The 26,074-nt window shown below is 65.9% G+C and carries 22 protein-coding genes and 4 tRNA genes; 15 read left to right on the top strand and 11 right to left on the bottom strand.

Going from position 1 to position 26,074, the window contains the following annotated elements; all coding sequences use genetic code 11:
- Nucleotides 1–14: 14 nt before the first annotated feature.
- Nucleotides 15–929, top strand: coding sequence for a class I SAM-dependent methyltransferase (locus tag NM962_04620; GenBank protein UVO13414.1), 915 nt, complete (start codon nucleotides 15–17; stop codon nucleotides 927–929).
- A gap of 50 nt (nucleotides 930–979) precedes the next feature.
- On the opposite strand, the gene NM962_04615 is transcribed toward NM962_04620, so the two are convergent.
- Nucleotides 980–1,055: transfer RNA gene (locus NM962_04615), tRNA-Lys, on the bottom strand.
- Nucleotides 1,056–1,189: 134 nt separating this feature from the next.
- Between NM962_04615 and NM962_04610 the strand changes: the two genes are divergently transcribed.
- From NM962_04610 to NM962_04600, 3 genes are all read left to right on the top strand, one after another.
- Nucleotides 1,190–1,262 (top strand) — tRNA-Glu (locus NM962_04610).
- Nucleotides 1,263–1,305: 43 nt separating this feature from the next.
- A tRNA-Asp gene (locus tag NM962_04605) sits at nucleotides 1,306–1,379 on the top strand.
- Nucleotides 1,380–1,410: 31 nt separating this feature from the next.
- A tRNA-Phe gene (locus NM962_04600) sits at nucleotides 1,411–1,487 on the top strand.
- Between the two features lie 33 nt (nucleotides 1,488–1,520).
- Here the strand turns inward: NM962_04600 and NM962_04595 are convergent.
- Together NM962_04595 and NM962_04590 are read right to left on the bottom strand one after the other, a co-directional pair.
- A complete protein-coding gene (locus tag NM962_04595) occupies nucleotides 1,521–2,759 on the bottom strand; it encodes a site-specific integrase (protein UVO13413.1) in 1,239 nt (412 codons plus the stop codon).
- Nucleotides 2,756–3,175 (bottom strand): helix-turn-helix transcriptional regulator, encoded by a 420-nt coding sequence (locus NM962_04590; GenBank protein ID UVO13412.1) that lies wholly within the window; start codon nucleotides 3,173–3,175, stop codon nucleotides 2,756–2,758. The genes NM962_04595 and NM962_04590 overlap by 4 nt, the downstream gene beginning before the upstream one ends.
- A gap of 98 nt (nucleotides 3,176–3,273) precedes the next feature.
- On the opposite strand from NM962_04590, the gene NM962_04585 reads away from it, so the two are divergent.
- Nucleotides 3,274–3,540 (top strand): helix-turn-helix domain-containing protein, encoded by a 267-nt coding sequence (locus NM962_04585; GenBank protein ID UVO13411.1) that lies wholly within the window; start codon nucleotides 3,274–3,276, stop codon nucleotides 3,538–3,540.
- A gap of 128 nt (nucleotides 3,541–3,668) precedes the next feature.
- Here NM962_04585 and NM962_04580 read toward each other — a convergent pair whose 3' ends face one another.
- From NM962_04580 to NM962_04565, 4 genes are read right to left on the bottom strand one after another with little or no spacing between them, the layout of a single operon-like run.
- Nucleotides 3,669–4,232, bottom strand: a complete 564-nt coding sequence (locus NM962_04580; GenBank protein ID UVO13410.1) for a hypothetical protein — start codon at nucleotides 4,230–4,232, stop codon at nucleotides 3,669–3,671.
- Entirely contained in the window at nucleotides 4,216–4,614 is a 399-nt protein-coding gene (locus NM962_04575; GenBank protein UVO13409.1) for a hypothetical protein, read from the bottom strand. Before NM962_04575 ends, NM962_04580 begins: the two co-directional genes overlap by 17 nt.
- Nucleotides 4,615–4,667: 53 nt before the next feature.
- On the bottom strand, nucleotides 4,668–4,832 hold the full coding sequence (locus tag NM962_04570) for a hypothetical protein (GenBank protein ID UVO13408.1): 165 nt from the start codon (nucleotides 4,830–4,832) through the stop codon (nucleotides 4,668–4,670).
- Nucleotides 4,829–5,764, bottom strand: a complete 936-nt coding sequence (locus NM962_04565; protein ID UVO13407.1) for a hypothetical protein — start codon at nucleotides 5,762–5,764, stop codon at nucleotides 4,829–4,831. Before NM962_04565 ends, NM962_04570 begins: the two co-directional genes overlap by 4 nt.
- 408 nt (nucleotides 5,765–6,172) lie before the next feature.
- Between NM962_04565 and NM962_04560 the strand changes: the two genes are divergently transcribed.
- Together NM962_04560 and NM962_04555 are read left to right on the top strand one after the other, a co-directional pair.
- The gene (locus NM962_04560) at nucleotides 6,173–6,676 is read left to right on the top strand and encodes a MarR family transcriptional regulator (GenBank protein UVO13406.1); all 504 of its coding nucleotides are present in this window, start codon (nucleotides 6,173–6,175) and stop codon (nucleotides 6,674–6,676) included.
- Nucleotides 6,677–7,420: 744 nt separating this feature from the next.
- Nucleotides 7,421–10,372: an ATP-binding protein gene (locus tag NM962_04555; GenBank protein UVO13405.1), complete on the top strand. Its 2,952-nt coding sequence runs from the start codon at nucleotides 7,421–7,423 to the stop codon at nucleotides 10,370–10,372.
- A 766-nt stretch (nucleotides 10,373–11,138) separates the two neighbouring features.
- Here NM962_04555 and NM962_04550 read toward each other — a convergent pair.
- From NM962_04550 to NM962_04540, 3 genes are all read right to left on the bottom strand, one after another.
- Complete coding sequence (locus NM962_04550) at nucleotides 11,139–12,443, bottom strand: hypothetical protein (GenBank protein ID UVO13404.1); 1,305 nt, start codon at nucleotides 12,441–12,443, stop codon at nucleotides 11,139–11,141.
- Nucleotides 12,444–12,469: 26 nt separating this feature from the next.
- Complete coding sequence (locus NM962_04545) at nucleotides 12,470–13,306, bottom strand: type IV toxin-antitoxin system AbiEi family antitoxin domain-containing protein (GenBank protein UVO13403.1); 837 nt, start codon at nucleotides 13,304–13,306, stop codon at nucleotides 12,470–12,472.
- A 63-nt stretch (nucleotides 13,307–13,369) separates the two neighbouring features.
- Nucleotides 13,370–14,005 carry a hypothetical protein gene (locus tag NM962_04540; protein ID UVO13402.1) on the bottom strand — a complete coding sequence of 212 codons (636 nt, stop codon included), beginning with the start codon at nucleotides 14,003–14,005 and terminating at the stop codon, nucleotides 13,370–13,372.
- 40 nt (nucleotides 14,006–14,045) lie between these two features.
- Here NM962_04540 and NM962_04535 point away from each other — a divergent pair, with 40 nt between their 5' ends.
- From NM962_04535 to NM962_04510, 6 genes are all read left to right on the top strand, one after another.
- Nucleotides 14,046–14,942 (top strand): phosphoribosylaminoimidazolesuccinocarboxamide synthase, encoded by an 897-nt coding sequence (locus tag NM962_04535; protein ID UVO13401.1) that lies wholly within the window; start codon nucleotides 14,046–14,048, stop codon nucleotides 14,940–14,942.
- Complete coding sequence (locus NM962_04530; protein ID UVO13400.1) at nucleotides 14,939–17,056, top strand: S9 family peptidase; 2,118 nt, start codon at nucleotides 14,939–14,941, stop codon at nucleotides 17,054–17,056. The genes NM962_04535 and NM962_04530 overlap by 4 nt, the downstream gene beginning before the upstream one ends.
- Nucleotides 17,057–17,066: 10 nt before the next feature.
- Entirely contained in the window at nucleotides 17,067–17,555 is a 489-nt protein-coding gene (locus tag NM962_04525) for a glutathione peroxidase (protein UVO13399.1), read from the top strand.
- Nucleotides 17,555–18,898: a DUF2254 domain-containing protein gene (locus NM962_04520; GenBank protein UVO13398.1), complete on the top strand. Its 1,344-nt coding sequence runs from the start codon at nucleotides 17,555–17,557 to the stop codon at nucleotides 18,896–18,898. Before NM962_04525 ends, NM962_04520 begins: the two co-directional genes overlap by 1 nt.
- Nucleotides 18,899–18,959: 61 nt before the next feature.
- Nucleotides 18,960–19,673 (top strand): DUF2334 domain-containing protein, encoded by a 714-nt coding sequence (locus NM962_04515; protein UVO13397.1) that lies wholly within the window; start codon nucleotides 18,960–18,962, stop codon nucleotides 19,671–19,673.
- A 19-nt stretch (nucleotides 19,674–19,692) separates the two neighbouring features.
- The gene (locus tag NM962_04510; GenBank protein UVO13396.1) at nucleotides 19,693–21,348 is read left to right on the top strand and encodes an FAD-binding dehydrogenase; all 1,656 of its coding nucleotides are present in this window, start codon (nucleotides 19,693–19,695) and stop codon (nucleotides 21,346–21,348) included.
- Between the two features lie 72 nt (nucleotides 21,349–21,420).
- Here NM962_04510 and NM962_04505 read toward each other — a convergent pair whose 3' ends face one another.
- Nucleotides 21,421–22,059: an MBL fold metallo-hydrolase gene (locus NM962_04505; protein ID UVO13395.1), complete on the bottom strand. Its 639-nt coding sequence runs from the start codon at nucleotides 22,057–22,059 to the stop codon at nucleotides 21,421–21,423.
- Nucleotides 22,060–22,145: 86 nt separating this feature from the next.
- On the opposite strand from NM962_04505, the gene purS reads away from it, so the two are divergent.
- Entirely contained in the window at nucleotides 22,146–22,385 is a 240-nt protein-coding gene (gene purS / locus NM962_04500; protein UVO13394.1) for a phosphoribosylformylglycinamidine synthase subunit PurS, read from the top strand.
- Nucleotides 22,382–23,056, top strand: coding sequence for a phosphoribosylformylglycinamidine synthase subunit PurQ (purQ, locus tag NM962_04495; GenBank protein ID UVO13393.1), 675 nt, complete (start codon nucleotides 22,382–22,384; stop codon nucleotides 23,054–23,056). Before purS ends, purQ begins: the two co-directional genes overlap by 4 nt.
- Nucleotides 23,057–26,074 lie beyond the last annotated feature (3,018 nt).

Genomic DNA, 26,074 nt, shown 5'->3' with positions numbered 1-26,074 from the left:
TCGGAGAGGCATCGATGACGCGCACGGACAGTGACAGCTGGGACTTGGCCACCAGTGTGGGGGCCACCGCGACCATGGTGGCCGCGCAGCGCGCCCTGGCCACCTCGGGACCGGACAAACTGATCAACGACCCATGGGCGGCACCGCTGGTGCGTGCGGTCGGCATCGACTTCTTCACGCGGATGGTCGACGGCGACATCCCGGTCGTTGAAGGCGGCGAGTTCGATCCGATCCGGATGGGCCACGGCATGGGCGTGCGCACCCGATTCTTCGACGAGCACTTCCTGTCCGCGACGAGGAGCGGCATCCGACAGGCGGTGATCCTGGCTTCTGGCCTGGACTCGCGCGCCTACCGACTGGACTGGCCGGCCGGCACCGTGGTCTACGAAGTCGATCTGCCGGAAGTCATCGAGTTCAAGACGACCACGCTGCGTGACTTGGGCGCGCAGCCCACCGCCGAGCGTCGCACCGTGGCCATCGACCTGCGCGACGACTGGCCGACCGCCCTGCGGGCCGCCGAATTCGACCCGCACGCTCCGACCGTCTGGAGCGCCGAGGGTCTGCTGATCTACCTGCAGCCCGACGCCCAGGACGCCTTGTTCGACACCATCAAGTCGTTGAGCACTCCTGGTAGTCGGGTGGCCTGTGAGTTCATCAGCGACACATCGGTGTTCGCCAGCCCGGCGTGGCGTGAACACCGGGAGAAGATGTCGGCGCTGGGGTTCGAAGTGGAGATCGGCGACCTGATCTACCACGGCGAACGCAATCACATCATCGAGTACCTGACCGGCGCGGGCTGGACGGTGACGGGCCGCCAGGTCCGCGAGCTCTACACCGAGTGCGGCTTGGAGTACGGCGATGACGAACTGGCGGTGGCGTTCGACGATATGACCTACTTGAGCGCCGTTTTGCCTGGTCCCACGGTATGAAAAAGCTCACAGCTGATGGGTTCGCCGATGTCGGCGGACGGACGGTGGTGTGGTGCCCCCAGCAGGGCTCGAACCTGCGACCTGCGGATTAAAAGTCCGTAGCTCTACCAACTGAGCTATAGGGGCCGTGCTGGAACAGAATACTGCCTGCCCGATCGCGCTCCGCTCGGGACCGGTTTGAGGATTCGGGCCACTGTGCCCTAAGCTAGCCAAGCTCCCAACGTGAAACGTTGTGAGTGCCTCGGAGAGATTCGGTTCTGGCCCCCATCGTCTAGTGGCCTAGGACGCCGCCCTTTCACGGCGGTAGCACGGGTTCGAATCCCGTTGGGGGTACTCGCAAGCGGCGGAAACGCCGGGAGTGAAGCAGTACAAGCAAGGCCCTGTGGCGCAGTTGGTTAGCGCGCCGCCCTGTCACGGCGGAGGTCGCGGGTTCAAGTCCCGTCAGGGTCGCTTTTTTACGGCGAGGCACCTGGTGCCTTCCGGCCAGGTAGCTCAGTTGGTACGAGCGTCCGCCTGAAAAGCGGAAGGTCGCCGGTTCGATCCCGGCCCTGGCCACCAAGGAAACCCTCTCTAGCCAGGGTTTTCATATTCTTACCCCGTGGGGGTATCGGACTTCTTGCCATCCGATGTGTCACGAGATGTCACAAGACCGCCGAGCGTCACCGCCGCCTCCGTCAGCATCGCGGGGGAGGAGTGGGCGTAGGTGCGAAGCGTGAAGCTGGCGTCGGTGTGGCCCAGCCAGGCCGCGATCACCGCCAGCGGAACGCTGCGCTGGTGCATCAATGTGGCGCAGGAGTGCCGGGCGTCGTGCAACCGGACGTGCGGCAGCCCGGCCGCCTTGAGAGTGCGCGACCAATACTTGTAGAGCGTGTCCGGGTGATACGGGCTGCCGAGCTCGTCGGCGATGACGTGGCCTTGGCCGACCCACTTGCTGCCCGCAGCCAATTGTTCTTCCCGGCTGCGCTGCCGCGCCCGGCGAAGGATCGGCAGCAGCTCGGCGGGGATCGGCAGCTCGCGCCGGCCCGCCTCGGTCTTGGGATCGGACTCCGCAGCTCCCCCGGATACCGCCACCCGGTTGGCGGCCACCGTCAGGGTGGACGGAGTCGAGTCCAGGTCGATCACCGACCACCGCAGCGCCGCGATCTCGCCGCGCCGCAACCCGAGAAGGGCCAGATGCACGAACAACTCCAGACGGTCCCCGGCCATGTAGGCGAACAACGTCTCGACCTGCTTTACCGAGAGCGTGTGCATCTCAGGGCTTTTGGTCGGTAACGCGCGGACCAGCGCAGGCACGTTGCGGTTGACCACTCCCTGATCCACCAAGTCCTGCCAGACCGACCGGAGTCGCGCCAGCATAGGGTTGATACTGGTCGCCGCCCACTTACTGCGAACTTTCTTGCCTTTGAGCTTCGTCGGCGCGTTCCAAGTGCCCGTCGCGCTGGTGCCCTCGACGAGACTGCGGACCACTGTCTCGATGTCGGACTTGCTGACCTGCTGTACGGGTTTGGTGCCCAGCGCGTCGACGACGGGTCGCAGTGCCGTGATGTAGGCACTGCGTGTCTTGGGCCGCAGACGCTGACCGCTTAGCCATGCCTCTACGGCCTGCTGCACGGTGAGAGCCGACCGGCGGACGTGGACTCCGCGAACGACGTCGCCCTGCAGCCCCGCGAGGTGTTCCTTCGCGTCGGCCAGCTTGGCGAACCGCTTGCGGGTCTGGTGCCGGGCACCTTCGCGGGTGACATCGGCGATGACTTCGTATCGGACTGCGCCGGAGGGCAATTCGCGCCGTTTGATCTGCGGCGGCAGGTTGTTGCGGGCTGCACGGGTCATTTCTTTGTCCACCTCCAGGGCGGTAGGGACTGACGACGGTGCTTTTCTTGTGCGTATCCGTCGTCGGGATCCGAAGCCAGGTCGTATTCGCCGATAAGCCAGTCGAGTAGTTGGGCGGCGGGGCGCTCACCGGTACCGGTCAGCGCGATGCGTCCCTTGTCGCCGGAGTCGCTTGTGGGCATGAGAAGGGCTACGGGTGAGACGCTCAAAGCGACGCTGATTGCGGTCAGGTCATCCGCCGTGACCTGGCGCACGCCGCGCTCGGCGGCAGAGAGTTGCGCGTGGTTCAGCTTCCGGCCCTCCGGCATGCGGGCGGCGAGTTCACGCAGGCTGAGACCGCGTTCGGCACGGATGCGAGCGATGTTGCCGGCAACTGTCTGACCGGTCAAACCCAGTTCTAGAGCCTTCGGTGGCATACGGCCAGTGTAGCGAAAATAAATCCACTATGTATAGATCTTGCGACACCCGCGCGCGAAGGGTAGTGTATTGATTAATGATCCACTTCGGATAGTAAATGGAGACGATAGTGGAAGTCAACGCGCTGGCCGCGCAGATCGCGGCGTTGATCACCGCAGCTCAGGTAGCGACACCGCCGCCTCCGCGAGAACCGCAGGTGCCGATGCTGTTCACCGTCCCGGAGGCGGCGAAACACCTTCGCTGCGCGGAGAGCACCGTCTGGCAACTGCTGCGTGCGGGCGAGCTTCGGAGTACCCGGGTCGGACGCCGTCGGTTCATCCCAGCGGATGCCATAACCGAATACCTGGCTGGGATGTCGGCTTGACGGTCAGCCTCTCAGCCGGCCTTCGCGCTGCACGCTCGACGGGTTCGATTCGTAGACACGCATCGTTAGGCGAGACGCTGATCAGCCGACATTGCTGCAAGGGCGGGTTACCTGCCCTTTGAGTGTGTTCAGCCCTGAATCAGATCAGCGATGACCTGGCCGGTTTCCCAGAGAGCCATCATCACATTGATTGGCTCGCCTGCTGGGTAGGTCTTCGATTCCACGCCAGGGGTCGCAAAGTCGACGGTTAGCTCATCACCCTTGAGGTGAAAAGTCTTTGTGAGGCAGATCTTTTCCCATGTATAGCCAAGGTACTCGGCCTTCCCCGTGGGTATAAGGACGTTGGTGTTGAGCTTGAATATCTCAGCGGCGTTCATCGCACCCGCCAGAAGCCGAATGCCAGGGGCAAACGTGATCGGTCCGTCGGTGTCGGAAACGACGACGGCCAGGTAGGTGTCGTCGCTCAGGTTGTACGTATGGTCTCCCACGTTTGGGTCCACGAACTGAGCCGTGATGTGCGTATCGACACCCGGTGGCGTGGGCGCCGGTCCCTTGACGCGCCGATAACCGCGCCACAGGTGGCCTAGGTAGTCCATGCCGTCGACGGGCAGAAAAACATCGTGGAGCTGGTGGAGCTCGATGGGCGGCACAGCTGCGAGCAGAATATGGGTGCCTTCAGGGAAGTTCGTCATTTCGTTGCATCCTCTCGATTTCTGGCTGTCCTGAGTCGGGTGACCCGTGATCTGGGTAATCAATGGCAATTGATGGAGTTCCGCTTCCCGGCTTGCCGGGAATCTTCAGATCTTCGCGAATAGCTTGCAGTGCAAGGTTGGTCGCTTCGTCAACGACCTCTTGAGTGTCGTAGAACGTGCCGTCATCTTCACCTAGTCGCGTTTGGTCTCCCCATTTCCACGTTTCGCGATACGCAAGATTCGCTAGGGACGACACGCGTTCGGGAGCATATATTTCCAGGTGTTGCAGTCGCTCAAAAGCGTTGGTCTGCCAGCCTTCGGGCAGGTCGTGGGTGTCCCACACTGTCAGGCCCATGCCGTGTTCGTAGGCGGTCAACTGCATTTTACGCAGCGCCTCGAAGAAGTCGACGTATGCCGCGCGCCGGTGTTCAAAGGTCAGTGCGTCGTCTTCACGTTGGCGGCGGTATGTTCGCTCCCCAACTCGCGGGCGAACCTGGCGTCGTCGCGCCTGTCGGCACGGCGCTGGGTGAGCCACACGCCGAGCAGCGCACCGACCGGGCCGAACGTTGCGACGACGAGCGTCGCCCACAGCGGCGTCATGTCCGGGCCCGCCCATCTGTCTCGCTCAACCGGATGGTTAGCGCACCGACAATGTGAACCACCATCCACGCGTCGCTCATGTTTATGTCTGGATCACCGCGATGTGCCTCCCCCTGATTGCGTTTGGCGGCAACCCAGTTCACCGTCTTCCCGATGGACTCTGTCAGGGGTGTGTCTGCCCCCGTCAGCAATCCCTTTGTCTTTGCGGATGAGAGGAGTTCGCCGAGCGCGCCGCCTGCGCAACCGAGCGCCGTCAGGACTTCCTGCAACGCCGTCGCGGCATCGGTGATCGCATCGCCTGCATCGTGGTTGCGAAGTTCTTTCAATGCGTTCTGGTAGGCGGTTTCTGCTCCGGCGAACTTGGGCTCGCTGTGGAGCAGATAAAGCGTGGGCGCAACGACGGCGTCGTGCATCTCATGGGACGCGACTGGCACAAGCCGGCTGTTGTCGTGGAGGTGGAATGCAACGAGGTGCGCTTCCAGGATGCGGTTGACGTTGGCTCGGAACGCTTCCGCATCAACGGTGGGGTCACCGAAGCCGAATCCGGTTGCTCCGCTGCGGAGCGCGGGACCGCCCCATGGGTCGGTTCTTGAATCGACGAACTGTTTGAGCGCCTCGTGCTCTGCCTCGACAAGTGAAAGTAGATCCTCACTGTTGTGGCGGTAACCACCACCGTTGACAACTGCCGCCTCCATATCGTCGGGTTCAAGAGCTCGGCCGAGTGATCGAAGTGTTCGGCGCCTGATCCCAGAGGCGAGACGGGCGCGATCGTCGGGTCCGATTACCGAGACGGCGTCAGTCCACGCGAGTCTGAGCTTCAGTCGAACGACAGCCTCAAGGTTGTCGGTCCATTGCGCCCTCCCGGTGGCGAGCGCGTCGGCCTGTGCTTTCCGTCGTAAACGCTCCGCATACAGTTCGTCCCCATACTCCACGTGGCGAGCCTGCCAGCGGTTTGGCGCCGGCAGGGGGACGCAATCGGGCGTGTCGGGTCGATGCCCGGCAAATATGGGCGCGCTGTGGAGGGCCTTTCGCGTAGTTGATGGGGCTTGCGGATGGGTATTTGCGGTGCGCCGAAACACTCGCTGAAAGTTATGGAATCCAAGCGGATTCGATCGTTCTGGTGGAGGCGATGCGCCTTCCCACCGCGCCGGGCGGTGCGATTCGGCGTGGCGCGTGCCGCTGTCAGTATCTCGACGGCGAGCTCGAACCTTTAGCGCAATGGCGCGCGGACGGGCCCGGCGCCCAACCGCGGGAAGCCAACGTGGTCGAACTCACCGCGGGGGTGCGGGCCCGAGGTCAACGAGTATCCGACTCGTGATCCAGGGAAAGCGCACCGTGTGATGGCAGGCTTCGTCGCCGGTCGAGCCGCGCGTAGTGAACCCACACTGGATCTGGCCGAACAGAAATCGTGGTACAACTACTTAGCAACCGTGCTGCGGATGACTACCGTGCTCAACCGACAACTGACCGATCTTCACCAGTTGACGCTGGCCGATGTGCAGCTGCTGGAGATCCTGGGCGAGGCGGCGGCGGGCAGTGTTCGGATGGGCGATCTGGCCAGCTCCTTGGTGCTGTTGCCGAGCCGATTAACCAGGCAGGTTCGGCGGCTTGAGGACCGGGGTCTGGTGGTCAGGGCGGTGAACCCGCAGGACCGCCGCTGCGTCGTGGTCACCATCACCGACATGGGGCGAAACTTGCTGGGACAGGCCATGATCACCTACGCGAATGCGGTACGGGCCTATTTCCTTGCGCCGCTGAGCCGCCCACAGGTCGCAGCCACGGCGACGGCCTGCCGACAAATCGGGGAAGCGCTGAAACGTCCCGGGCGATCGGGAATCAGTTAGCGCCTTTGCTGGCGGCCATTCGGTTGAGGGTGGGCCCACGTCCGTAACCGGTCTGCCGTAACGGGATAGCTTCCCGGGCTCTCGGCGCCGCTCCGTTCTTCGGCGAGGTAGGTTTCTGTCAGCCCTGCTGCCCTGGGGCTGGTCCTGATCTGGGTGCCGATGTGGCGCCGGTTGGTCTCGCGAGGAACGTTGGCAAGTCTGGCAAGTCTGTTGGTCCCAGTCGGAACACGGCCTACGCCGCTCCGCGCCTCCGGCCGTCTTCCGAATGGCCGTTCGGGTGGGGTTGCGTGAGGTGGGTGGGTTCGACTTCGTGGTCGCGGGTAGCTGTGCTCACTGGCGGCTTGATCGTGCCGCACATTGATGATCCGAGGTCTGGTGCTGGGACATCGAACTCACGCGGCCACCGGCCGCAGACGCCCATTATCTGCTCGGAACCTTCATCGATACGTTAGACATTCACCGTGCCCCTGTTGTCCGCGGACTGTCTGCGTGCTTGCCGGCGCCTCCTGCTGTCGAGACCCGCTGATGTTGAGAGATAGAGAACGCCTTCGCCTTCGTCATCACTCGCGGAAAAAGAATGGGCCTCGGATGCGCAGGGTGGTTCGTGGGGACTCACTGTGAGGCCACGGGTATCACGGCAAAGGGCTTCGCTCGGAGGCGCCGCTGCTGACGTATCCCGCACTAGTTCGCCGCAATCTATGAAAGCTTCGCCTATGCAGCGGATCATTGGGGAGAATCCTCACAATGAGTCAACCCAGCACTCCGTTTGATCCGCGTGGCGCTGTTTGGCGTCGCTGGGAGCCACACATTCACACTCCCGGCACAGCCATGGAAGATCAGTTCGGCTCCACGTCTATGGGGCAGTACTTCGACGCGCTCGAAGCCGCTGCTCCTGCCATCGAATCGCTCGGCATCACTGACTACTTGCTCACTCGTCGTTATGAGGAAGTGCTCGCTGCCAAGAGCAACGGCAGGCTGCCCAACGTCGATCTGCTTTTTTGCAACATCGAGATCCGTTTGGGTATCGAAACAAAGGCTGGGAAGCCGGTCAACATGCATCTACTGGTGTCACCCGACGACCCCGATCACGTCAAACAGATCAATCGCTTCTTGTCGAAGCTGACGTTTACGTTCGCCAGAGACACGTACTGCTGCACTCCTGATGATCTGCGCCGCTTGGGTTACGCCCATGACCCATCCATCCAGGACGATGAGGTGGCGCTGCGGGCGGGCGTCAACCAGTTCAAGGTCAACTTCGATCAGTTGCGCAAGCTGCACGACATCACAGAGTGGACGCAGAACAATGTCCTGATTGCAGTGGCAGGCAGTTCGAACGATGGCACCGCCGGATTGCAGGACGAGACCGCTAGTTTCGCCGCAATGCGCAAAGAGATCGAGGCGTTCGCTCACATCGTCTTCACGGCGACGCCGAAGAACATTGGGTTCTGGCGCGGTGAGGGAGTGTTGTCGGTCGATGAGCTGCAGAAGAAATACGGTGGGCCAAAACCGTGCCTGCACGGGTCGGACGCCCACACGCTCGCCAAAGTTGCTCAACCGGACAATGATCGGCGCTGCTGGATCAGGGGCGGCGCGACCTTCGAGGCACTACGGCAGGCTTGTCTGGAACCTCGCACCCGGGTCCACATCGGTCCGACTCCGCCCGAGGCGGAGACGCCATACAGCATCGTGTCGGTCGCTACACCGTCGTTGCCTTGGTTGGTGCAGCAGTCGCAGTTGATCAACGAGGGCATGGTGGCGATCATCGGTGCGCGGGGGTCGGGGAAGACCGCTTTGGCCGACTTGATTGCGCACGCCGGCAGCAGTCCACACCCGATTGAGGGTGAACAATCGTTCTTGACGCGGGCGAAATCGTTCCTCGGCTCAGCGACAGTGACGGCCGAGTGGAGCGACGGCACCCACTCGGACCACTCACTCAATCAAGCGTCAGTGGACTATGCCGAAGTTCACTATCTGACGCAGCAGTTCGTCGACCGGTTGTGCTCGTCTGTGGCGGAAAGCGACGAGTTGCTCGATGAGATCAAGCGGGTGGTCTTTTTAGCGCACCCACCCGAGTCACGCCTTGGTGCGGATAGTTTCGACGCGCTGGTTCGGCTCCGCAGCAGTGAGACGCAGCTCGCGGTCCTGTCGCTCAATCAGCGACTTGATCAGCTATCCCAGGATCTGCTGACCGAGCGAAACTGGTACCGGCGACGGGGCGGCATCACCAAGGATCTGCAGAAGATCAAGGAAGAGCTGTCGAAGGTCGATGCCGCGCGCAAGCAGCTCATCAAACCAGGCGGCAAGGAGCGTTCCGAGTACTACACCCGCCTCGCGACGGTCATAAGCACCCGCGAGGCGACCATTCAGGGCCTGACCCGTAAACGCCAGGCCTACGTCAAGCTGCAACTCGAGGCTGAGCGCTACAAGACGCAGGTGTTTCCGCAGGTATTGTCCGACTTGCAGCGTGCGCACGGGGAAGCGCTGCTGACAACGGATGAGTGGGCCAATTTGCTCCCGTCGTTCGCCGATGACCCTACGACCATGCTGGCTTCCAAGCAGGAGGAGCAGTCGGCCTTGATCAAGACTGCAACCGACCAGACTGGCGCGACACCGACGATCGCGATGACGATCGATCAGCTCGGCACGTGTTCGCTGGAGTCGCTACGTGCTGAGCAGAAGACCATCGGCGAGCAGATTGGCGCGGACCAGAAGAACGCGCAGCGCCTGCAGCAGCTCGCCCAGCTTCAGGCGACGCACGAGGCGCGCCGCACGCAACTTGAGGAAGACCAAGCACGAGCTGCGCAAAGCCCGGCCCGGCTTGAGGGCATCTTGGCCGAGCGCGCCAAGCTCTACGAGCGCTTCTTCGAGCTGATCACGGAGCATTGCGACATCCTTACCGACCTGTATGCACCCCTGGCCGCCAAGTTGGAAAGCGCATCGAACTCGGCCGGCAAACTGCGCTTGAAGGTTGTGCGCAGCGTCGATGTCGACAAGTGGGCGAGTGACATCGAAGGCCTGCTCGACCTGCGTAAGAACGGCGAATTCCGCGGGCGCGGAGCGCTGGGGGAGATCGCCACCAAGGATTTGCTGCCAGCTTGGCAGACAGGCACCGCCGCAGGAGCTGCCGCTGGGATGGAAGCGTTCCGAACCAGGTACAACCAGGCCTTGCTTGACCAATCGTCAGTTGACCGAGACGCCGACGAATACCAGCAATGGGTTGTCGATCTTGCGCGTTACCAATACTCCACCGACCACATCCGTGTGCACTACAGCATCGAGTACGAGGGCGTATCGATCACGCAGCTCTCGCCCGGTACACGCGGGATCGTCCTGTTGCTGCTGTACTTAGCGCTCGATGTCGAGGACGCCCGCCCGTTGATCATTGACCAGCCAGAGGAGAACCTCGATCCGCATTCGGTCTACACCGAACTGGTGGCGCTGTTCCGTGAGGCTCGTCTGAGACGCCAGGTCATCATCGTCACTCATAACGCCAATCTGGTGGTGAACTGTGACGTCGACCAGGTGATTGTCGCGTCCTGCACCAAGCACGGTGGCGGCCAGCCACCCGAGTTCTCCTACGTTAGCGGCGGACTCGACGACAAGGTGATTCGCGAGCATGTGTGCAAGATCCTTGAGGGTGGCGAGACCGCCTTTAAGGAGCGGGCGCGGCGCTTGCGTGTATCGCTAACCCGCTAGTCCTGAGTTGGGTCATTCGGGTTAGTCCCTTGGATCCGGGAGGTTGCCGTGCCGTGAAGGTGCCTGCGACCTCGGTGTTTACGCCGGGCCCAGACACGGGAAGCGCGCCGATGAAGTCGATGGCGCTGATCGGGCACGGGTTGACGGCGCAAGGGAATCGCAACTGCGGCAGGGCGGTTTGGTGCCGAACTTCGCGATGGGGTGGCGGAAGCAATTGTGCCTCAACAGATTTCGTGGGTAATGCTCGAAATCAGTTAGTCATGGGCGCCATCCGCCAAATCGATGGGCGGTCCCGCGCCCGCCGAATCCGCATCATCGGGCGAGGCCGTCGACTCAAATTAGTGCCTTACGAGTGCACTAAGCCGAACCATCACCGCAGGTCAGCGCGAGGCCATCCCCGCAAACGGGCGGATGTGACCCAAGTCAGGTTTAAGGAGCGGGCGCGGCGCTTGCGTGTATCGCTAACCCGCTAGTGGCTTGATTTGCGAGCCACCCTGCGCCAAGACGCACGGCCAGAGCCTCCTTCGTTGCTGTTAGCGGCGCTGCCAGTGAGCAGGCTGGCGAGGCAAAAGAGCGGGGCAACCGCCTGGTTAGCGGCCGTGCGTTCTCACCGCCCCGAAAAGGGGCGCGCCCGCCGGTTCTGGCTGAACGGCACACCAACATTGACCCCGAAGTGCTACGCGAGTTGCCGGCCACCTTCCTTCACACCCCCGATGGATGCTGAGGAAGTAGACGTGCTGTTGTCGGTCGAACCGGCGCGTGTTGATCAGGTTCCCAGGAATCCCAGGGCGAGGCCAAGTGCGAGCCCCTGGGCGAAGTTCATGACGAGTAGTACTAGGAACAGCGCCATGATTCCGACGAAGAGTCCCATGACAACTTGTCCAGACAGGAGACCTGTTGCGAGAAGTGGCTGTCTTTGCACGAACAACCGGAATTGCGTGCGGTCTTGGCCGGTTAGGTGGCCTCGGCCAGCCGACTTCACGACTCCGGTCGCGAAGAGGAATACCCCGACCCCTCCGCCGATGAGTGGCCAAGGCACATGTCGCAGATTTTCGTTCCGCAGTGCCGTAGAAATCAGGTAGAGGAGGGTGCCTACACCGCTGCCGGTACCGGAGTAGGCGAGAATCTTCTTCCAGAAGACGACCTGAGGTGCCGCTTTGGCCTTGAGAATCTTGCGGTGTCCCCCGGTGAGGGCGTGGAACCATTTGCGTCGGACCACTGCCCGGTAGCACTGGTACGCGACGAAGAGATCCTCGACGCTTTGGGCGTTGCTGATGTCGACTTTTGTCCGGGCGAGCAGGAGTTCGGCTTGCCGCTGTCCGCTGAACACCTTCGCCTTCACGGCGTCCGGTGGGGGTTCTTTGATGGGTAGGTTCGCGCAGAAGAGTGCCACGGTCAATAGTCGCTTTTCGGTGTCTTCGGTCATGCGATACGCGGGGCCGTCTTGGAGGGCTTCGACGATTTTCCAGCGTCGTTCGTTTGTCAACGACACGGGTCTGCCTGACAGGGTTCGCGCGCCGTCGCCAATGGTTCTGAACGGCCCGTCAGCAAGAGGAATGCGAGAGAGAAGCTTCCGGAAGCGAGGAATCGCTTTGACGTACTCATCAACTGTCGCACCGGTAATTTCGACAAACCTTTCACGGAAGGTGTCGACGGCCAGGGTCTGGTAGTGGAGTATCCCTGACGAGTAACCGACCGATACGACACAATGCCGCAGTCCGATGAAAATCGACCCAGCCATCAACAGAACGCCCCATGCCGCCAATGCGCTCACAGTGTGTGCCACCCTTCTTCCATCCGAATCCAACGAAGGCATGGCAGCGGACCACACCCTGGACGTAGTTTTACCCGCGCCTCCGACAACTTCGGATTGCGCGATGGGCGAGGTGGAAGTGCCAGCAGGACCGTCCAGGCTCCTGAGCACTGAGGTGAGCCCTTCGTAGTGGTCCAGTTGTTGTGCGACTCTGATGCCCGGTGTTCGGGCAGGAAGAATCGGCAACGACATGGCAGCCAAGAAGCGCCGGCGGCATACGACCTCGAACAAACCACCATCACCGAGATCATCAGGCACACCCCATCATCGCCCGCACCCAGCAATCAGACGTTCACCCCGGCTGGCGTGTTACCGACCCAGGCTCCTAGCCAGGTGAACCGGAGGACCGTCCATCCCAGCAGCACGATCTGATTCCGTCGGATCCGATCACCCTCGAACTCGTCCGGGCCGTTGTGGAACGCCCACCCGTCGATCTCGATCGCAACTTTGAGGTCCGGAAAGGCGATATCGAGCCTGTAGCCGCCCAGTCGATAGTTCGCCACCCACCCCGTGATGCCCGCCGCGCGCAACAGCTGGACCAGGATCCGCTCAGCGTGTGAGCGCGCGCCGCTCTCCGCCGCCCATAGCATCCGACGGGCCGCCGGGGATCCGTGGCGACCGGCATTACGCAGGTGGGCCCGCCATAGGTGCGGAAGTTCGGTGTGACGCTGCAGCGCGGTATCCATCACTTTGAGGCCGCCACCGTGCCGGACAGCCGCTTCGACCGTTGTCAGGGCGAGGCCGGTGACCAATAGCCCTCTGCGTTCGACCACATCGGCCGTCGAAAGGTCACGGCGCCTGACCCGGGTGCCGCGGTGAGGCCGGCCGTGAGAATTGCGAGGGACGGTGACTTCGATCAGATTCGGTGTGGCGGTAGTCAGCTGGTGCCACCAGGCCGCAGCCAGCCCGCTCGCGACAGCATCGCGTCCGTAGCTCCACACGGCTGCTCGGATGCGCGCCGCGGTGGTGAACGGGCGATCGTCGGCGAAGTACACGCCGGGACCGCAGCGCCGCCAGCGCCCGGATCGGATTCTTCGGTCGATGGCGGAGGTAGACAGGCCGCATGCCATGGCCTGCGCGCGGGTGATCACACCGTCGTGGCGCCGTAGATAGTTGTGCATACCGGTCGGACGTAGCCGGGTCCGCTCTGGTTCCTCCGGCGAATTCGGCGCGATTTCTCCCGCTCAGCGGGCCGGACCGCGCCGAGGCCGCCGGGCCAGGCCCGCGGAGTGCAGTTCCAGGGCGGCCAGGCCTCCGATCACCGCGGGGTCTGCGTGCCGCCAGGCCCCGACCGGATCGGGGCTGACCGCGGTCAGCTTGCGCAGCGGTCGGTTGGTCAGTGCCCGCAGTGCCAGCAGCTGCTCACCGGCCGGGGTGGCGGCCAGCGTGAGCACCGCCCGCTTGCGCAGGAAGAACCGCAGCCGCAGCGCGGCCCAAGGCATCGCCACCGCCAGAATCGGCGGGGCCGCGACCGCGACTGCCAGTAGGTAGGCCAGCCAGCCCGCGGTGGTATCGAGGTTGTGGCCGGCGCCGGCGATGTCGACTGCGGCGTGCCCGGCCGCGGTGAGTGGCTTGCTCACGGCGTCGCCGACCAGCGGTATACGGTCCGCGCTCTTGCCGGCCGAGGCCAGGCTGTCGGCCACACCGTTGGCGCCGCGCTCGAACTGCCGGCCGACACCGGCGATGGTGGTGACGGCGCCATGGACGGCGAGCGCGACCAGTACCCACAGCGAGGTCCAGGCCGCGACGACGATGTCGCTGAACAGTTGGGCCAGTAGGCGGCCGGGGGAGGTGGCGTAGGGCAGCAACCGGGACGTCATCATCCGATCCCAGCACAGTGCCTACCGCTAAGCTGGCCGAATGTCGCGACCCGCGCTCTCCGATTATCAGCACCTGGCCAGCGGCAAAGTCCGCGAACTCTACCGGATCGATGAGCAGCATCTGCTGTTCGTCGCTACCGACCGGATCTCGGCGTTCGACTACATCCTCGACAGCGAGATCCCGGACAAGGGCCGCATCCTGACCGCGATGAGTGTCTTCTTTTTCGACCTCGTCGATTCCCCCAATCACCTGGCCGGGCCGCCCGATGACCCGCGCATCCCCGACGAGGTGCTTGGCCGCGCGCTGGTGGTGCGCCAGCTCAAGATGATGCCGGTGGAGTGTGTGGCCCGCGGCTACCTGACCGGCTCGGGCCTGCTGGACTACCAGCGCAGTGGCGCCGTGTGCGGCATACCCTTGCCACCCGGATTGGTGGAAGCCAGCAAGTTCCTCAACCCGCTGTTCACTCCGGCGACCAAGGCCGACATTGGTGAGCATGACGAGAACATCTCGTTCGCGCAAGTGATCGACCTGGTAGGGCCGGTACGCGCCGGCCAGCTGCGCGACCGCACCCTGGCGACCTATGTGCAGGCGGCCGACCACGCGTTGACCAAGGGAATCATCATCGCCGACACCAAGTTCGAGTTCGGCATCGACGAACACGACAACCTGGTGCTGGCCGACGAGGTCTTCACTCCCGACTCGTCGCGGTACTGGCCGGCCGACCACTACCGCGCCGGGGTCGTGCAGCAGAGCTTCGACAAGCAGTTCGTCCGCAACTGGCTCACCGGCCCGGAATCCGGTTGGGACCGTTCAGGAGATCAGCCGCCGCCGGCGCTGCCGGACGACATCATCGCTGCGACTCGCGCCCGCTACGTCGAAGCCTACGAACGTATTTCAGGGCTGTCCTTCGACGACTGGGTTGGCCCCGGAGCATGACCGACGTGTCGCAGATCCTTCCGGGACCACCCTCAGCCAAGCGAGTGGACAGCACCCGCACTCACCACGGGGACACCTTCGTCGACTCCTATGAGTGGCTGCGCGACAAGTCTGATCCCGCTGTTATCGCTCACCTGGAAGCCGAGAACGCCTATACCGACGCTGCCACGGCACACCTGGAACCCTTGCGCCAAGCCATTTTCGACGAGATCAAGGCCCGCACCAAGGAGACCGACCTGTCGGTGCCCGCCCGTCGCGGCGACTGGTGGTACTACGCACGCACCTTTGAAGGCAAGCAGTACGGCGTCCACTGCCGCTGCCCGATCAGCAGCCCCGATGACTGGGATCCACCCCAGCTCGACGAGGCCACCGAGATCCCCGGCGAGCAGGTGCTGCTTGACCAGAACGCCGAGGCCGAGGGTCATGACTTCTTCGCGCTCGGCGCCGCCAGCGTCAGCCCGGACAGCCACATCCTGGCCTACTCGGTCGACGTCATCGGCGACGAGAGGTACACCCTGCGGTTCAAGGATTTATCCACCGGTGAACTGCTTCCAGACGAGATCGCCGGGATCGGCGCCGGGGTGACCTGGGCGACCGACAACCAGACCGTCTACTACACGACCGTCGACGAAGCCTGGCGTCCGGATACCGTGTGGCGCCATCGAATCGGCGCTTCCGTAGAGTCCGCCGAGCAGGTCTACCACGAGGCCGACGAACGATTCTGGCTGTCGGTGGGACGCACCCGCAGTGACGCCTACGTGTTGATCGCCGCAGGTTCGTCGATCACCACCGAGGTGCGTTATGCCGACGCGGCCGACTCGCATGCCGAGTTCACCGTGGTGCTGCCTCGCCGTGAAGGCGTCGAGTACGCCGTAGAGCACGCGATCATCGGCGGCGAGGACCAATTCCTGATGCTGCACAACGACGGTGCGGTCAACTTCACGTTGGTGCAAGCCTCGGTGAGCGACCCGGCAGCGCAGCGGACCCTGATCGCCGGACGCGACGATGTGCGGCTCGACGCGGTGGATGCCTTCGCGCACCATCTGGTGGTCGGGTACCGCGCCGAGGGCCTGCCCCGCATCCAGCTGTGGCCGATCGGCGCCGACGGTGATCTTCAGCCGCCCCAGGAGATCACCTTCGACACCGAGCTGACCTCATCGGGTCTGGCCACCAATCCGAACTGGGACACCCCGAAACTGCGGGTGGCCGCCACGTCGTTCATCACCCCGGTGCGGGTCTACGACATCGACCTTGCGACCGGTGAGCGCACCCTGCTGCGCGAACAACCGGTGCTGGGCGAATACCGCAGCACCGATTACGTCGAATATCGCGACTGGGCCTACGCCGAGGACGGCACCCGGATCCCGGTGTCGATCGTGCACCGGGCCGGTATCGAACTCCCGGCTCCCACACTGCTTTACGGCTACGGAGCCTACGAGTCATGTGAGGACCCGCAGTTCTCGATCGCTCGGCTGTCGCTGCTGGACCGGGGCATGGTGTTCGCCGTAGCCCACGTTCGCGGCGGCGGTGAGATGGGCCGGCTGTGGTACGAGCGCGGCAAGCTGCTGGAGAAGAAGAACAGCTTCACCGACTTCGTCGCCGTGGGACGGCACCTGATCGACGCCGGGGTGTGCCGGCCCGGGCAGCTGGTGGCGATGGGCGGCAGTGCCGGCGGTCTGCTGATGGGGGCGGTGACCAACCTGGCGCCGGACCTGTTTGCCGGGGTGGTGGCGCAGGTGCCGTTCGTCGACCCGCTGACCACCATCTTGGACCCGTCGCTCCCGCTGACCGTCATCGAATGGGACGAGTGGGGAAACCCGTTGGACGACAAGGACGTCTACTTCTACATGAAGTCCTACTCGCCCTATGAGAACATCGCCCGACGGCAATACCCCCCGATACTGGCGATGACCTCCCTGAATGACACCCGGGTGTACTACGTCGAGCCGGCGAAGTGGATAGCGGCGCTGCGGCACACCAAGACCGACGCCAACCCGGTGTTGCTGAAAACCGAGATGAACGCCGGCCACGGCGGTATCTCCGGGCGCTACGAACGCTGGAAAGAGATCGCGTTCTCCTACGCCTGGCTGCTGGCGGTTGTCGGCTGCGGGTAACGTCGCGGCCATGAGCCTCGCCGAAATCCCGCTGACCACCCTTGACGGCCGTTCCACCTCGCTGGCCGATTACGCCGACCGCGCGGTGCTGGTGGTCAACGTCGCGTCCAAATGCGGACTCACTCCGCAGTACGGCGCGCTGGAGAAGCTCGCGCAGGACTATGGCGACCGCGGCCTGACCGTGCTGGGTGTGCCCTGTAACCAGTTCATGGGCCAGGAGCCCGGAACGGCCGAGGAGATCCAGACCTTCTGCTCGACCACCTACGGGGTGACCTTTCCGTTGCTGGCCAAGATCGACGTCAACGGTGCGGACCGCCACCCGCTGTATGCCGAGTTGACCAAGACCGCCGACGCCGAGGGCGCCGCCGGTGACGTGCAGTGGAACTTCGAGAAGTTCCTGCTCGCCCCGGGGGCCACCGTGGTCAACCGCTTCCGTCCCACCACGGTGCCGGACGCACCTGGGGTGATCGCCGCCATCGAAGCCGTCCTGCCTGGCTGATGCATACCCGGTCGGAACGCTTCCCCAGCGTGCGGGCGGCGGCGCTGGCCTACCGGTTCCGGGAGAGCCTGTTCGCGCTGCCGTTGGTGATCGTGTTTGGCGGGATGGCGCTCGCCGTCATCACCCGGGTGGCGGATCGCAACATCGGCCCGTCGCCGCGCTTCCTGCTGAAGATGGACAGCGGCGTTGCCACCACACTGCTGTCCACAATCGCCGGCGCGACGATCACCACAGCGGGAGTCATCTTCTCGTTGACCATCGTCAGCCTGCAGCTGGCGAGTTCGCAGCTGTCGCCCCGCGTGATGCGGTGGTTCATCCGGGACCGGCTCAGCCAGGTTGTCATCGGCCTGCTGGTCGCGACGTTCGTGTACTGCGTGCTGAGCCTGCCCGACCTCAACGGATCCTCGCCGGTTCCCGCTCCGCCGCTAACGGTGACGGTCGCGGTGGTGCTGACGATCGCCACCGTCATCACGATCATCGCTCACGTCGATCACCTGGCCCACCGGCTGGAGGTCGGACAGGTGGTGCGCGAGATCGCGGCCGAGGGCTCCATGGTGATCGACGCCGTCGCGGCCGCCGCCGCGCACGAGCAACCGGCCCACGAAGCCGACATGGATGTTCCCCCGGAAGCACTGCGGCTGACCTCGCCCGGCAACGGCTGGGTCAGTCAGGTCAATCCTCAGCGGCTGCTGGCCGCCATCCCGGCGGGCACCACAATCCGGTTGGACACCCGCGTCGGTGCCTACATCCACCTCGGCCAGCCACTGGTCACCATCTGGCCGGTGCCGGCCAATCCGGATCGGGTGCGGGACAAACTGTCTCGGGCCGTCGTCGTCAGTGACAGCCGCACCATGCAGGAAGACGTCGACTTCGCCTTCCGGCAGCTGGTCGATATCGGGCTGCGTGCACTCAGCTCGGCGATCAACGACCCGACCACCGCGGTGGAGGCCACGCTGCGGGTGGGCAGCCTGTTGCGCCGGGTGCTGACGGTACAACCGCGGCCGCGTGCGGTGGCCGGTCCAGATGGGCGAATACTGTTGCGGCCCTGGGATCTCGACCCCAAAGAGTACATCGGGCACGGTTTCGACCAACTTCGCCAGGTTGCGCCCAGTCAGCCCTTGGTGGCGGCGGCGATCCTGCGGGTGCTGCGGATGCTGGTCGCTCACGTCAAGGAATACGGCCGGCCCGAGCACCTGCCCGCCCTGCGGGAGCAGACCGACCTGCTGCTGGAATCGCTGGAGATGACGCCGGGTCTGCATCCCCGTGATCTGGCCCGCCTCAAGGCGATCGCCGCGGACACCACCGATCCGGCCGACCACAGCCGCCGCCGGGCGACTCCGTAGCGCTATCTGACGTCTTCCTCGATGTCACCGACAGGACACCTGCGCTGGTCACACTGATGTGGTGACCGGACAACTGATCGTCTCCGTCTCCGGGATCGGGGCGCACACCCGGGCCGATGCCGAGGACTTCTGCGCGCAACTGGATGCCCGCGGCGTCCCGGTGTCGCTGCTGGTGGCGCCCCGACTGGGGGGCGACTACCGGCTCGACCGCGATCCCGACACCGTCGACTGGCTGACGCAGCGGCGTGCCGACGGTGCGGCGATCGTGCTGCACGGCTTCGACGAGGCCGCCACCAAGAAGCGCCGCGGCGAGTTCGCGACGCTGCCCGCTCACGAGGCCAATCTGCGACTGCTCGGCGCCGACCGCGTACTCGAGCACCTGGGACTACGCACTCGACTGTTCGCCGCGCCCGGCTGGACCGTGTCGCCGGGCACCGTCAGGGCATTGCCGCGCAATGGTTTCCGACTTCTGGCCGGTTTGCACGGCGTCACCGACCTGGTACTGGACCACACCGTGCGGGCCCGGGTGATCGGCGTCGGGGCCGGATTTCTCAGCGCGCCCTGGTGGTGCCGGATGGTGGTGGCCACCAGCGAGCGCATCGCGCGCCGCGACGGCGCGGTGCGGCTGTCGGTAGGTGCGCGACAGCTGAGCAAGCCCGGCGTGACCGAGGCCATGCTGGAGGCGGTGGACACGGCGTTGGGCCACGGTTGCCGGCCGGAGCGCTACCGCTGGCCGCTCGCGCCGGTCGATGTGACCTCGGAGCTGAGCGCCTGAGTCGTTACCCTGGGACGCCATGAGCGGTAAGGCGGACGCTGACGCGATCGTCATCGGGGCGGGTCTGGCCGGCCTGGTGGCGGCCTGTGAACTGGTGGACCGTGGCCAGCGCGTTCTGATCGTCGACCAGGAGAACAGCGCGAACCTGGGCGGACAGGCCTTCTGGTCGTTCGGTGGCCTGTTCTTCGTCGACAGCCCCGAGCAGCGCAGGCTCGGGGTCCGCGACAGTCACGAACTGGCGCTACAGGACTGGTTGGGCACCGCCGGTTTCGACCGGGAGTGCGACCATTGGCCGCGGCAATGGGCGCATGCCTACGTGGACTTCGCCTCGGGTGAGAAGCGCAGCTGGCTGCGGGCCCGCGGGCTGAAAGTCTTTCCGTTGGTGGGCTGGGCCGAGCGCGGCGGTTACGGCGCCATCGGGCACGGCAACTCGGTGCCCCGGTTCCACATCACCTGGGGAACCGGACCGGCGTTGGTGGAGATCTTCGCGGGCCGGCTGCGCGGCCGCTCAAAGGTCCGGTTCGCCTTCCGGCATCAGGTCGACGAGCTGATCGTCGAGGGTGGCCGGGTGACCGGGGTGCGGGGCAGCGTGCTGGAACCCTCGGCCGCCGAACGCGGGGTGGCGTCATCGCGGAACACGGTGGGACAGTTCGAGTTTCGTGCACCTGCGGTACTGGTTACCAGTGGCGGCATCGGCGGCAATCTCGATCTGGTGCGACAGAACTGGCCGGAGCGGATGGGCCGGGTGCCCGCGCAGCTCCTCGCCGGGGTGCCCGCCCACGTCGACGGCCGGATGATCGGGATCACCGAGGCGGCCGGCGGCCGGGTGATCAACCGGGACCGGATGTGGCACTACACCGAGGGCATTACCAACTACGACCCGATCTGGCCGGGCCACGGCATCCGGATCATCCCCGGCCCGTCACCGTTGTGGCTCGACGCCGCCGGTGTGCGGCTGCCCGGGCCGCTCTATCCCGGGTTCGACACTTTGGGCACGCTGGAACACATCGCCCGCTCCGGTCAGGACTACACCTGGTTCGTGCTCAACCGGCGGATCATCGAGAAGGAATTCGCGCTGTCGGGCCAAGAGCAGAATCCCGACCTGACCAGCCGCAGTCTGCGTCAGCTCGCCGCGTCACGAGCCCGGTCCGGGCCGCCCCCGCCGGTGCAGGCGTTCATCGACCGCGGGGTGGATTTCGTGCACGCCTCGTCGCTGCGTGACCTGGTGGCCGCGATGAACGACCTGCCCGACGTGGTGCCGTTGGACTACGCGACGGTCGAGGCCGAGGTCACCGCGCGCGACCGCGAAGTGGCGAACCGATTCAGCAAAGACGGCCAGATCACCGCGATCCGCGGCGCCCGGTCCTACTTGGGTGACCGGATCGGCCGGGTGGTGGCGCCGCACCGGCTGACCGATCCGTCCGCCGGTCCGCTGATCGCGGTCAAGCTGCACATCCTGACCCGGAAGACGTTGGGTGGCTTGGAAACCGACTTGGACTCCCGGGTGCTGGGCGCGAACGGCAAGCCGATCGACGGGCTGTACGCGGCCGGCGAGGTGGCCGGCTTCGGCGGCGGCGGCGTGCACGGCTACCGGGCGCTGGAGGGCACCTTCCTGGGTGGGTGCATCTTCTCCGGCCGGGCTGCCGGCCGGGGCGCCGCCAGCGATATCGCCTGATTTTCTTGGGGCGAGCAGACGCAGAATCGCACGATCGGCTACCCGGGCGTGCGATTCTGCGTCTGCTCGCGGTCAGAAGGTGACGGCGCTCTCCTGAGGCAGTACCTGGAAGTCGGCGCGCCCCATCTCGGCCAGGCGGCCGTGATAGATCCCGCGGGCCTCGGTGGCGATGATGCCCTGGTGGATCGGCACCGCGACCCGCGGCTCCACCGCGCGCAGGTAGTCGACGGCCTCGGAGATCTTCATCCAGGGCGCCGCCGCCGGGGTGGCCAGCACGTCCACTGGTTCACCGGGTACGAACAGCGCGTCGCCGGGATGCATCAACCGGGCCGGATGCGCGTCGTCGCCGATCAGGTAGGAGATGTTGTCGATCATCGGCAGCTCAGGATGGATCACCGCGTGCTGCCCGCCGACCCCGCGCACCCGCAGCGGGCCGACGTCGAAGGCGTCCCCGACGTGCACTGCCTGCCAGGGCGGCCCCAGCTGGGCAGCGGTCTGCGGGTCGGCGTAGAGCGCGGCACCCGGGTTGGCGTCGATCAGGGCCGGCAGCCGCGCAACGTCGGCGTGATCAGGGTGCTGATGAGTGACCAGAATGGCCGCCAGGCCGGTGATGCCCTCGAAGCCGTGCGAGAAGTTGCCGGGGTCGAACAGCACCGCGGTCCCGCCGAAATCGGCGAGCAGGCAGGAATGGCCGAAGTGGGTCAGCTGCATACCTAAAGATTGTGCTCTCCGGCGCCACCGACGGGCATCGGTATTGTTGACCCGACCGATTCCCCCGTCGACAGTAGGGAGCACCCGTGGCCCGGGTGGTTGTGCACGTAATGCCCAAAGCCGAGATCCTTGACCCGCAGGGACAGGCTATCGTCGGAGCGCTTTCTCGGCTCGGACACACCGGAGTTTCGGATGTGCGGCAGGGCAAGCGCTTCGAGCTCGAGGTCGACGGTTCCATCGACGACGCCGCACTGGCCGAGATCGCCGAATCGCTGCTGGCCAACACGGTGATCGAGGACTTCACCGTCAGCCGGGAGACCTCGTGAGCGCCCGGATCGGCGTCATCACCTTCCCCGGCACCCTCGACGACGTCGACGCCGCCCGCGCGGTCCGGTTCGTCGGTGCCGAACCCGTCAGCCTCTGGCACGCCGACGCCGACCTCAAGGGCGTCGACGCCGTGGTGGTGCCCGGCGGCTTCTCCTACGGCGACTATCTGCGCTGCGGTGCCATCGCCCGGTTCGCCCCGGTGATGGGCGAGGTCATCAAGGCCGCCGGTCAAGGCATGCCGGTGCTCGGCATCTGCAACGGCTTCCAGGTGCTGTGCGAGGCCGGCATGCTGCCTGGAGCGCTGACCCGCAACGTCGGGCTGCACTTCGTCTGCCGCGACGTCTGGCTGCGGGTGGCCTCCACCTCGACGGCCTGGACCTCTCGGTTCGACGCCGACGCCGACCTGCTGGTGCCGCTGAAGTCCGGCGAGGGCCGCTACGTGGCCTCCGACGCGGTGCTCGACGAACTCGAGGGCGAAGGCCGGGTGGTGTTCCGCTACCTCGACAACATCAACGGCTCGCTGCGTGACATCGCCGGGGTGAGCTCGGCCAACGGCCGGGTGGTCGGGCTGATGCCGCACCCCGAGCACGCCATCGAGGCCCTGACCGGGCCCAGCGATGACGGGCTGGGGCTGTTCTACTCCGCGCTGGATGCGGTGCTGTCGGTCTGACTCGGCAGTGCTGAGGCACGGTTCTCAGCGTCGGCTGACCACCTGCCTCAGCGCGAACGTGCACCCTTTGAACGGATCTGCGAGCTAAGCACGCATTTGCTGGGGAAACATGCACAACTGTTCACGTACCTGAGCCTCGCCTCCCCGTTTGACGCCCATCGATTATTCGATTTAACTAAGAAAGCTCACATTCCATCGTGAGCGTGACTTAGGCAATATCTGGGGAGGCTTCAGGATGTCCGGTCAGCGGCGGCGCAGCGTCAAGAATCGTCAGGTCCAGGACGGTCGGGCGCCACAGCGTCGCCGCCTCCTGGGCACCGGCAGTGCGGTTGCCGCATTCTTGGCGTTCGGGATGGCGCCGGTGACGGTGGCACCAGCGCAGGCGGATTTCGAGGACCTGTGGGCGCCGATCGTCGATCTGTTCGGTCCGGCGAACCAGGACCTCGCTTTTGATCAGGTCCCTGGCTCTGCCGACTCCTGGGACGGTTCGCTGGGGCCGCTCGGTGAATCGGTGTGGGAGGGGTACTCCGACTTCTACACCACGGTGTACAGCTTGGGGCAGCTGTGGATCACAAGTGACCTCGGGCAGATGGTCAACTCGGTGATCAACCTGCCCACCGAATGGCTGATCGGCCGGGATCTGATCGGCAACGGCCTGGACGACTTCACCGGATCCAACACCTCACTGCTGGGCGGCTTGGGGATCTTCGGTGATCTCGGTGATGGCGGCTTGCTGTTCGGTGACGGCGGCGCGGGCGCAATCGGTGTCGATGGCGGTGCGGGTGGAGCCGGCGGGGATGCCGGCATGTTCGGAAACGGCGGCATCGGTGGTGTGGGTTCCGCCGGCGCCGACGGTGGTGCCGGCGGCAATGGTGGCTGGTTATTCGGTGATGGCGGCGCCGGTGGTGTCGGCGGTGTGGGCGGCGGCAGCGGAGGCGCCGGTGGCGACGCCGCGTATTTCTTCGGCAACGGTGGTGCCGGTGGTGAGGGCGCCGTGGGCGCGGCCGGTGCGCAGGGCCTGACCGGTGGTGCCGGCGGCGACGGCGCTACCGGTGGTAACGGCGGTGTCGGTGGCCGCGCGGGGGTCTTGATCGGTGTCGGTGGGACCGGCGGCAGCGGTGGCGCCGGCGGAATCGGTGGTACCGGCGGGCTCGGTGCCGATGGTTCGGTCGGTAAGGCCGGGGTGGCCGGTATCAACAACGGGGCCGGCGGCAACGGCGGCAACGGTGGTGCCGGTGGTTCCGGTGGCAACGGGGGCAACGGGGGCAACGGCGGTGCACGGGGTTCCGGGGGGCTCTTCGGCGAACGCGGCGATGTCGGCGCCGGCGGCGTCGGCGGCGCCGCCGGTAATGCCGCCGTCGGTGGCAACGGCGGTGCCGGCGGAGATGGCGCCGACGGCCCGTTCGGTGGTGCCGGTGGCAACGGCGGTAACGCCGGAGCCGCCGGTGCTCATGGCGGTGTCGGCGGCCAGGGCGGTCTCAGCGGTGACAACTGGACCCGGGCCGGCAACGGCGCCGACGGGACCACACCGGTGGGCTACGGCAACGGTGGCAACGGCGGCAACGGTGGCGATTCCACGGTCGCCGGACATGCCGGTGGTGCCGGTGGTGCCGGTGGCAAGGCCGGCGTCATCGGGAACGGCGGGCAGGGCGGCTGGGGTGGTAACGGCGGTGCCGATGCGGACGGTGGCGCGGGCGGTGCCGGCGGAACGGGCGGCACTCAGTCCGGTAACGGTGGTGCCGGTGGTGCCGGCGGCAGTACCACCGGCATCGGCGCCGGCGGTGCGGGCGGCCTAGGCGGTGCTGCCGGTGCCAACGGCGACGGTGGTGCCGGTGGTGCCGGCGGCACTGGTACGGACGGCGGAAACGGTGGCGTCGGCGGTCACGGCGGTACACAGACCGGTAATGGCGGCAGCGGTGGGCGCGGTGGTGCCAGCACGGGCGCCGCCGGTGACGGCGGCCTCGGCGGCGCCGGTGGCGCTGCGGGCTCCAGCGGCAACGGCGGCAGTGGCGGTAGCGGTGGCCGCAGCGGCATCGAGGGCGGCAACGGCGGTGCCGGTGGCGCCGGTGGTCATGGCGGCAGCCAAACCGGTAACGGCGGCAACGGCGGTGCCGGTGGCGCCGGCATCGATTCCAGTGGCAACGGCGGCCGGGGCGGTGACGCCGGCGCGAACGGTGACGGCGGCGACGGCGGCAACGGCGGTTCCGGCCTGGCCGGGACGATCGGCGCCACCGGTGACAGTGGCAGCTACAACGGCGGTGACGGCCAAAACGGCCTGGCCGGCGGTAACGGCGGTAACGGTGGCGCCGGTGGGGCCGGCGGTACCCGGTCGGGTGACGGCGGTAACGGTGGCGCCGGTGGCGCCGGTGGGCGTGGCGGCCACGGCGGGGACGGCGCTGCCGGGGCGCTCGGTTCGTTCGCCGACGGCGGTAGCGGTGTCGGCGGCACCGGAGGTTCCGGCGGTGGCGGCGGCGTCGGCGGCGCCGGCGGCAATGGCGGCGCAGCGGGTACCGCGGGCCCGAACGGTGTGGCCGGACACCAGGGCGCTGGTGGCAACGGCGGTGACGGAGGTCGTGCCGGGCTGGCCGGCGATGGCGGTCGCGGCGCAGACGGCACTGCCACTCACGTCGTCGGTGGTCGGGGTGGTCAAGGCGGTGCCGTCACCGCGGCGGGCGGGTCCGGCGGTGCGGCTGGTCAGGGTTCGACCGCGGGCGTTGCCGGTCAAGCCGGCGGCGGGAATACCGACCTGCAAGGCAACGGTGGCGCCGGCGGTAACGGCTACAACGCCGCCGCAGATCCGAGTGCGGCGCCGGGCACCGACGGCGGTGCCGGCGGTGCCGGCGGGGACGCCGGCGCCTACGGTCACGGCGGCCTGGGCGGTAACGGGGGCGCCGGCGCAGCCGGTGCGGACGGATCCAATGGCAACGCGGCCAGCACTGCCGGCGGCACCGGTTCCGTCGGCGGCAAGGGCGGCGACGGCGGTGCCGGCGGCTTGAACGGCGACGGCAGCACCCACGC

It is taken from the genome of Mycobacterium sp. SVM_VP21, assembly GCA_024758765.1.
Classification (GTDB): domain Bacteria; phylum Actinomycetota; class Actinomycetes; order Mycobacteriales; family Mycobacteriaceae; genus Mycobacterium; species Mycobacterium heraklionense_C.
The sequence above is the reverse complement of the archived record's forward strand: the minus strand, read 5'-3'. Positions and strand labels throughout refer to the sequence as shown.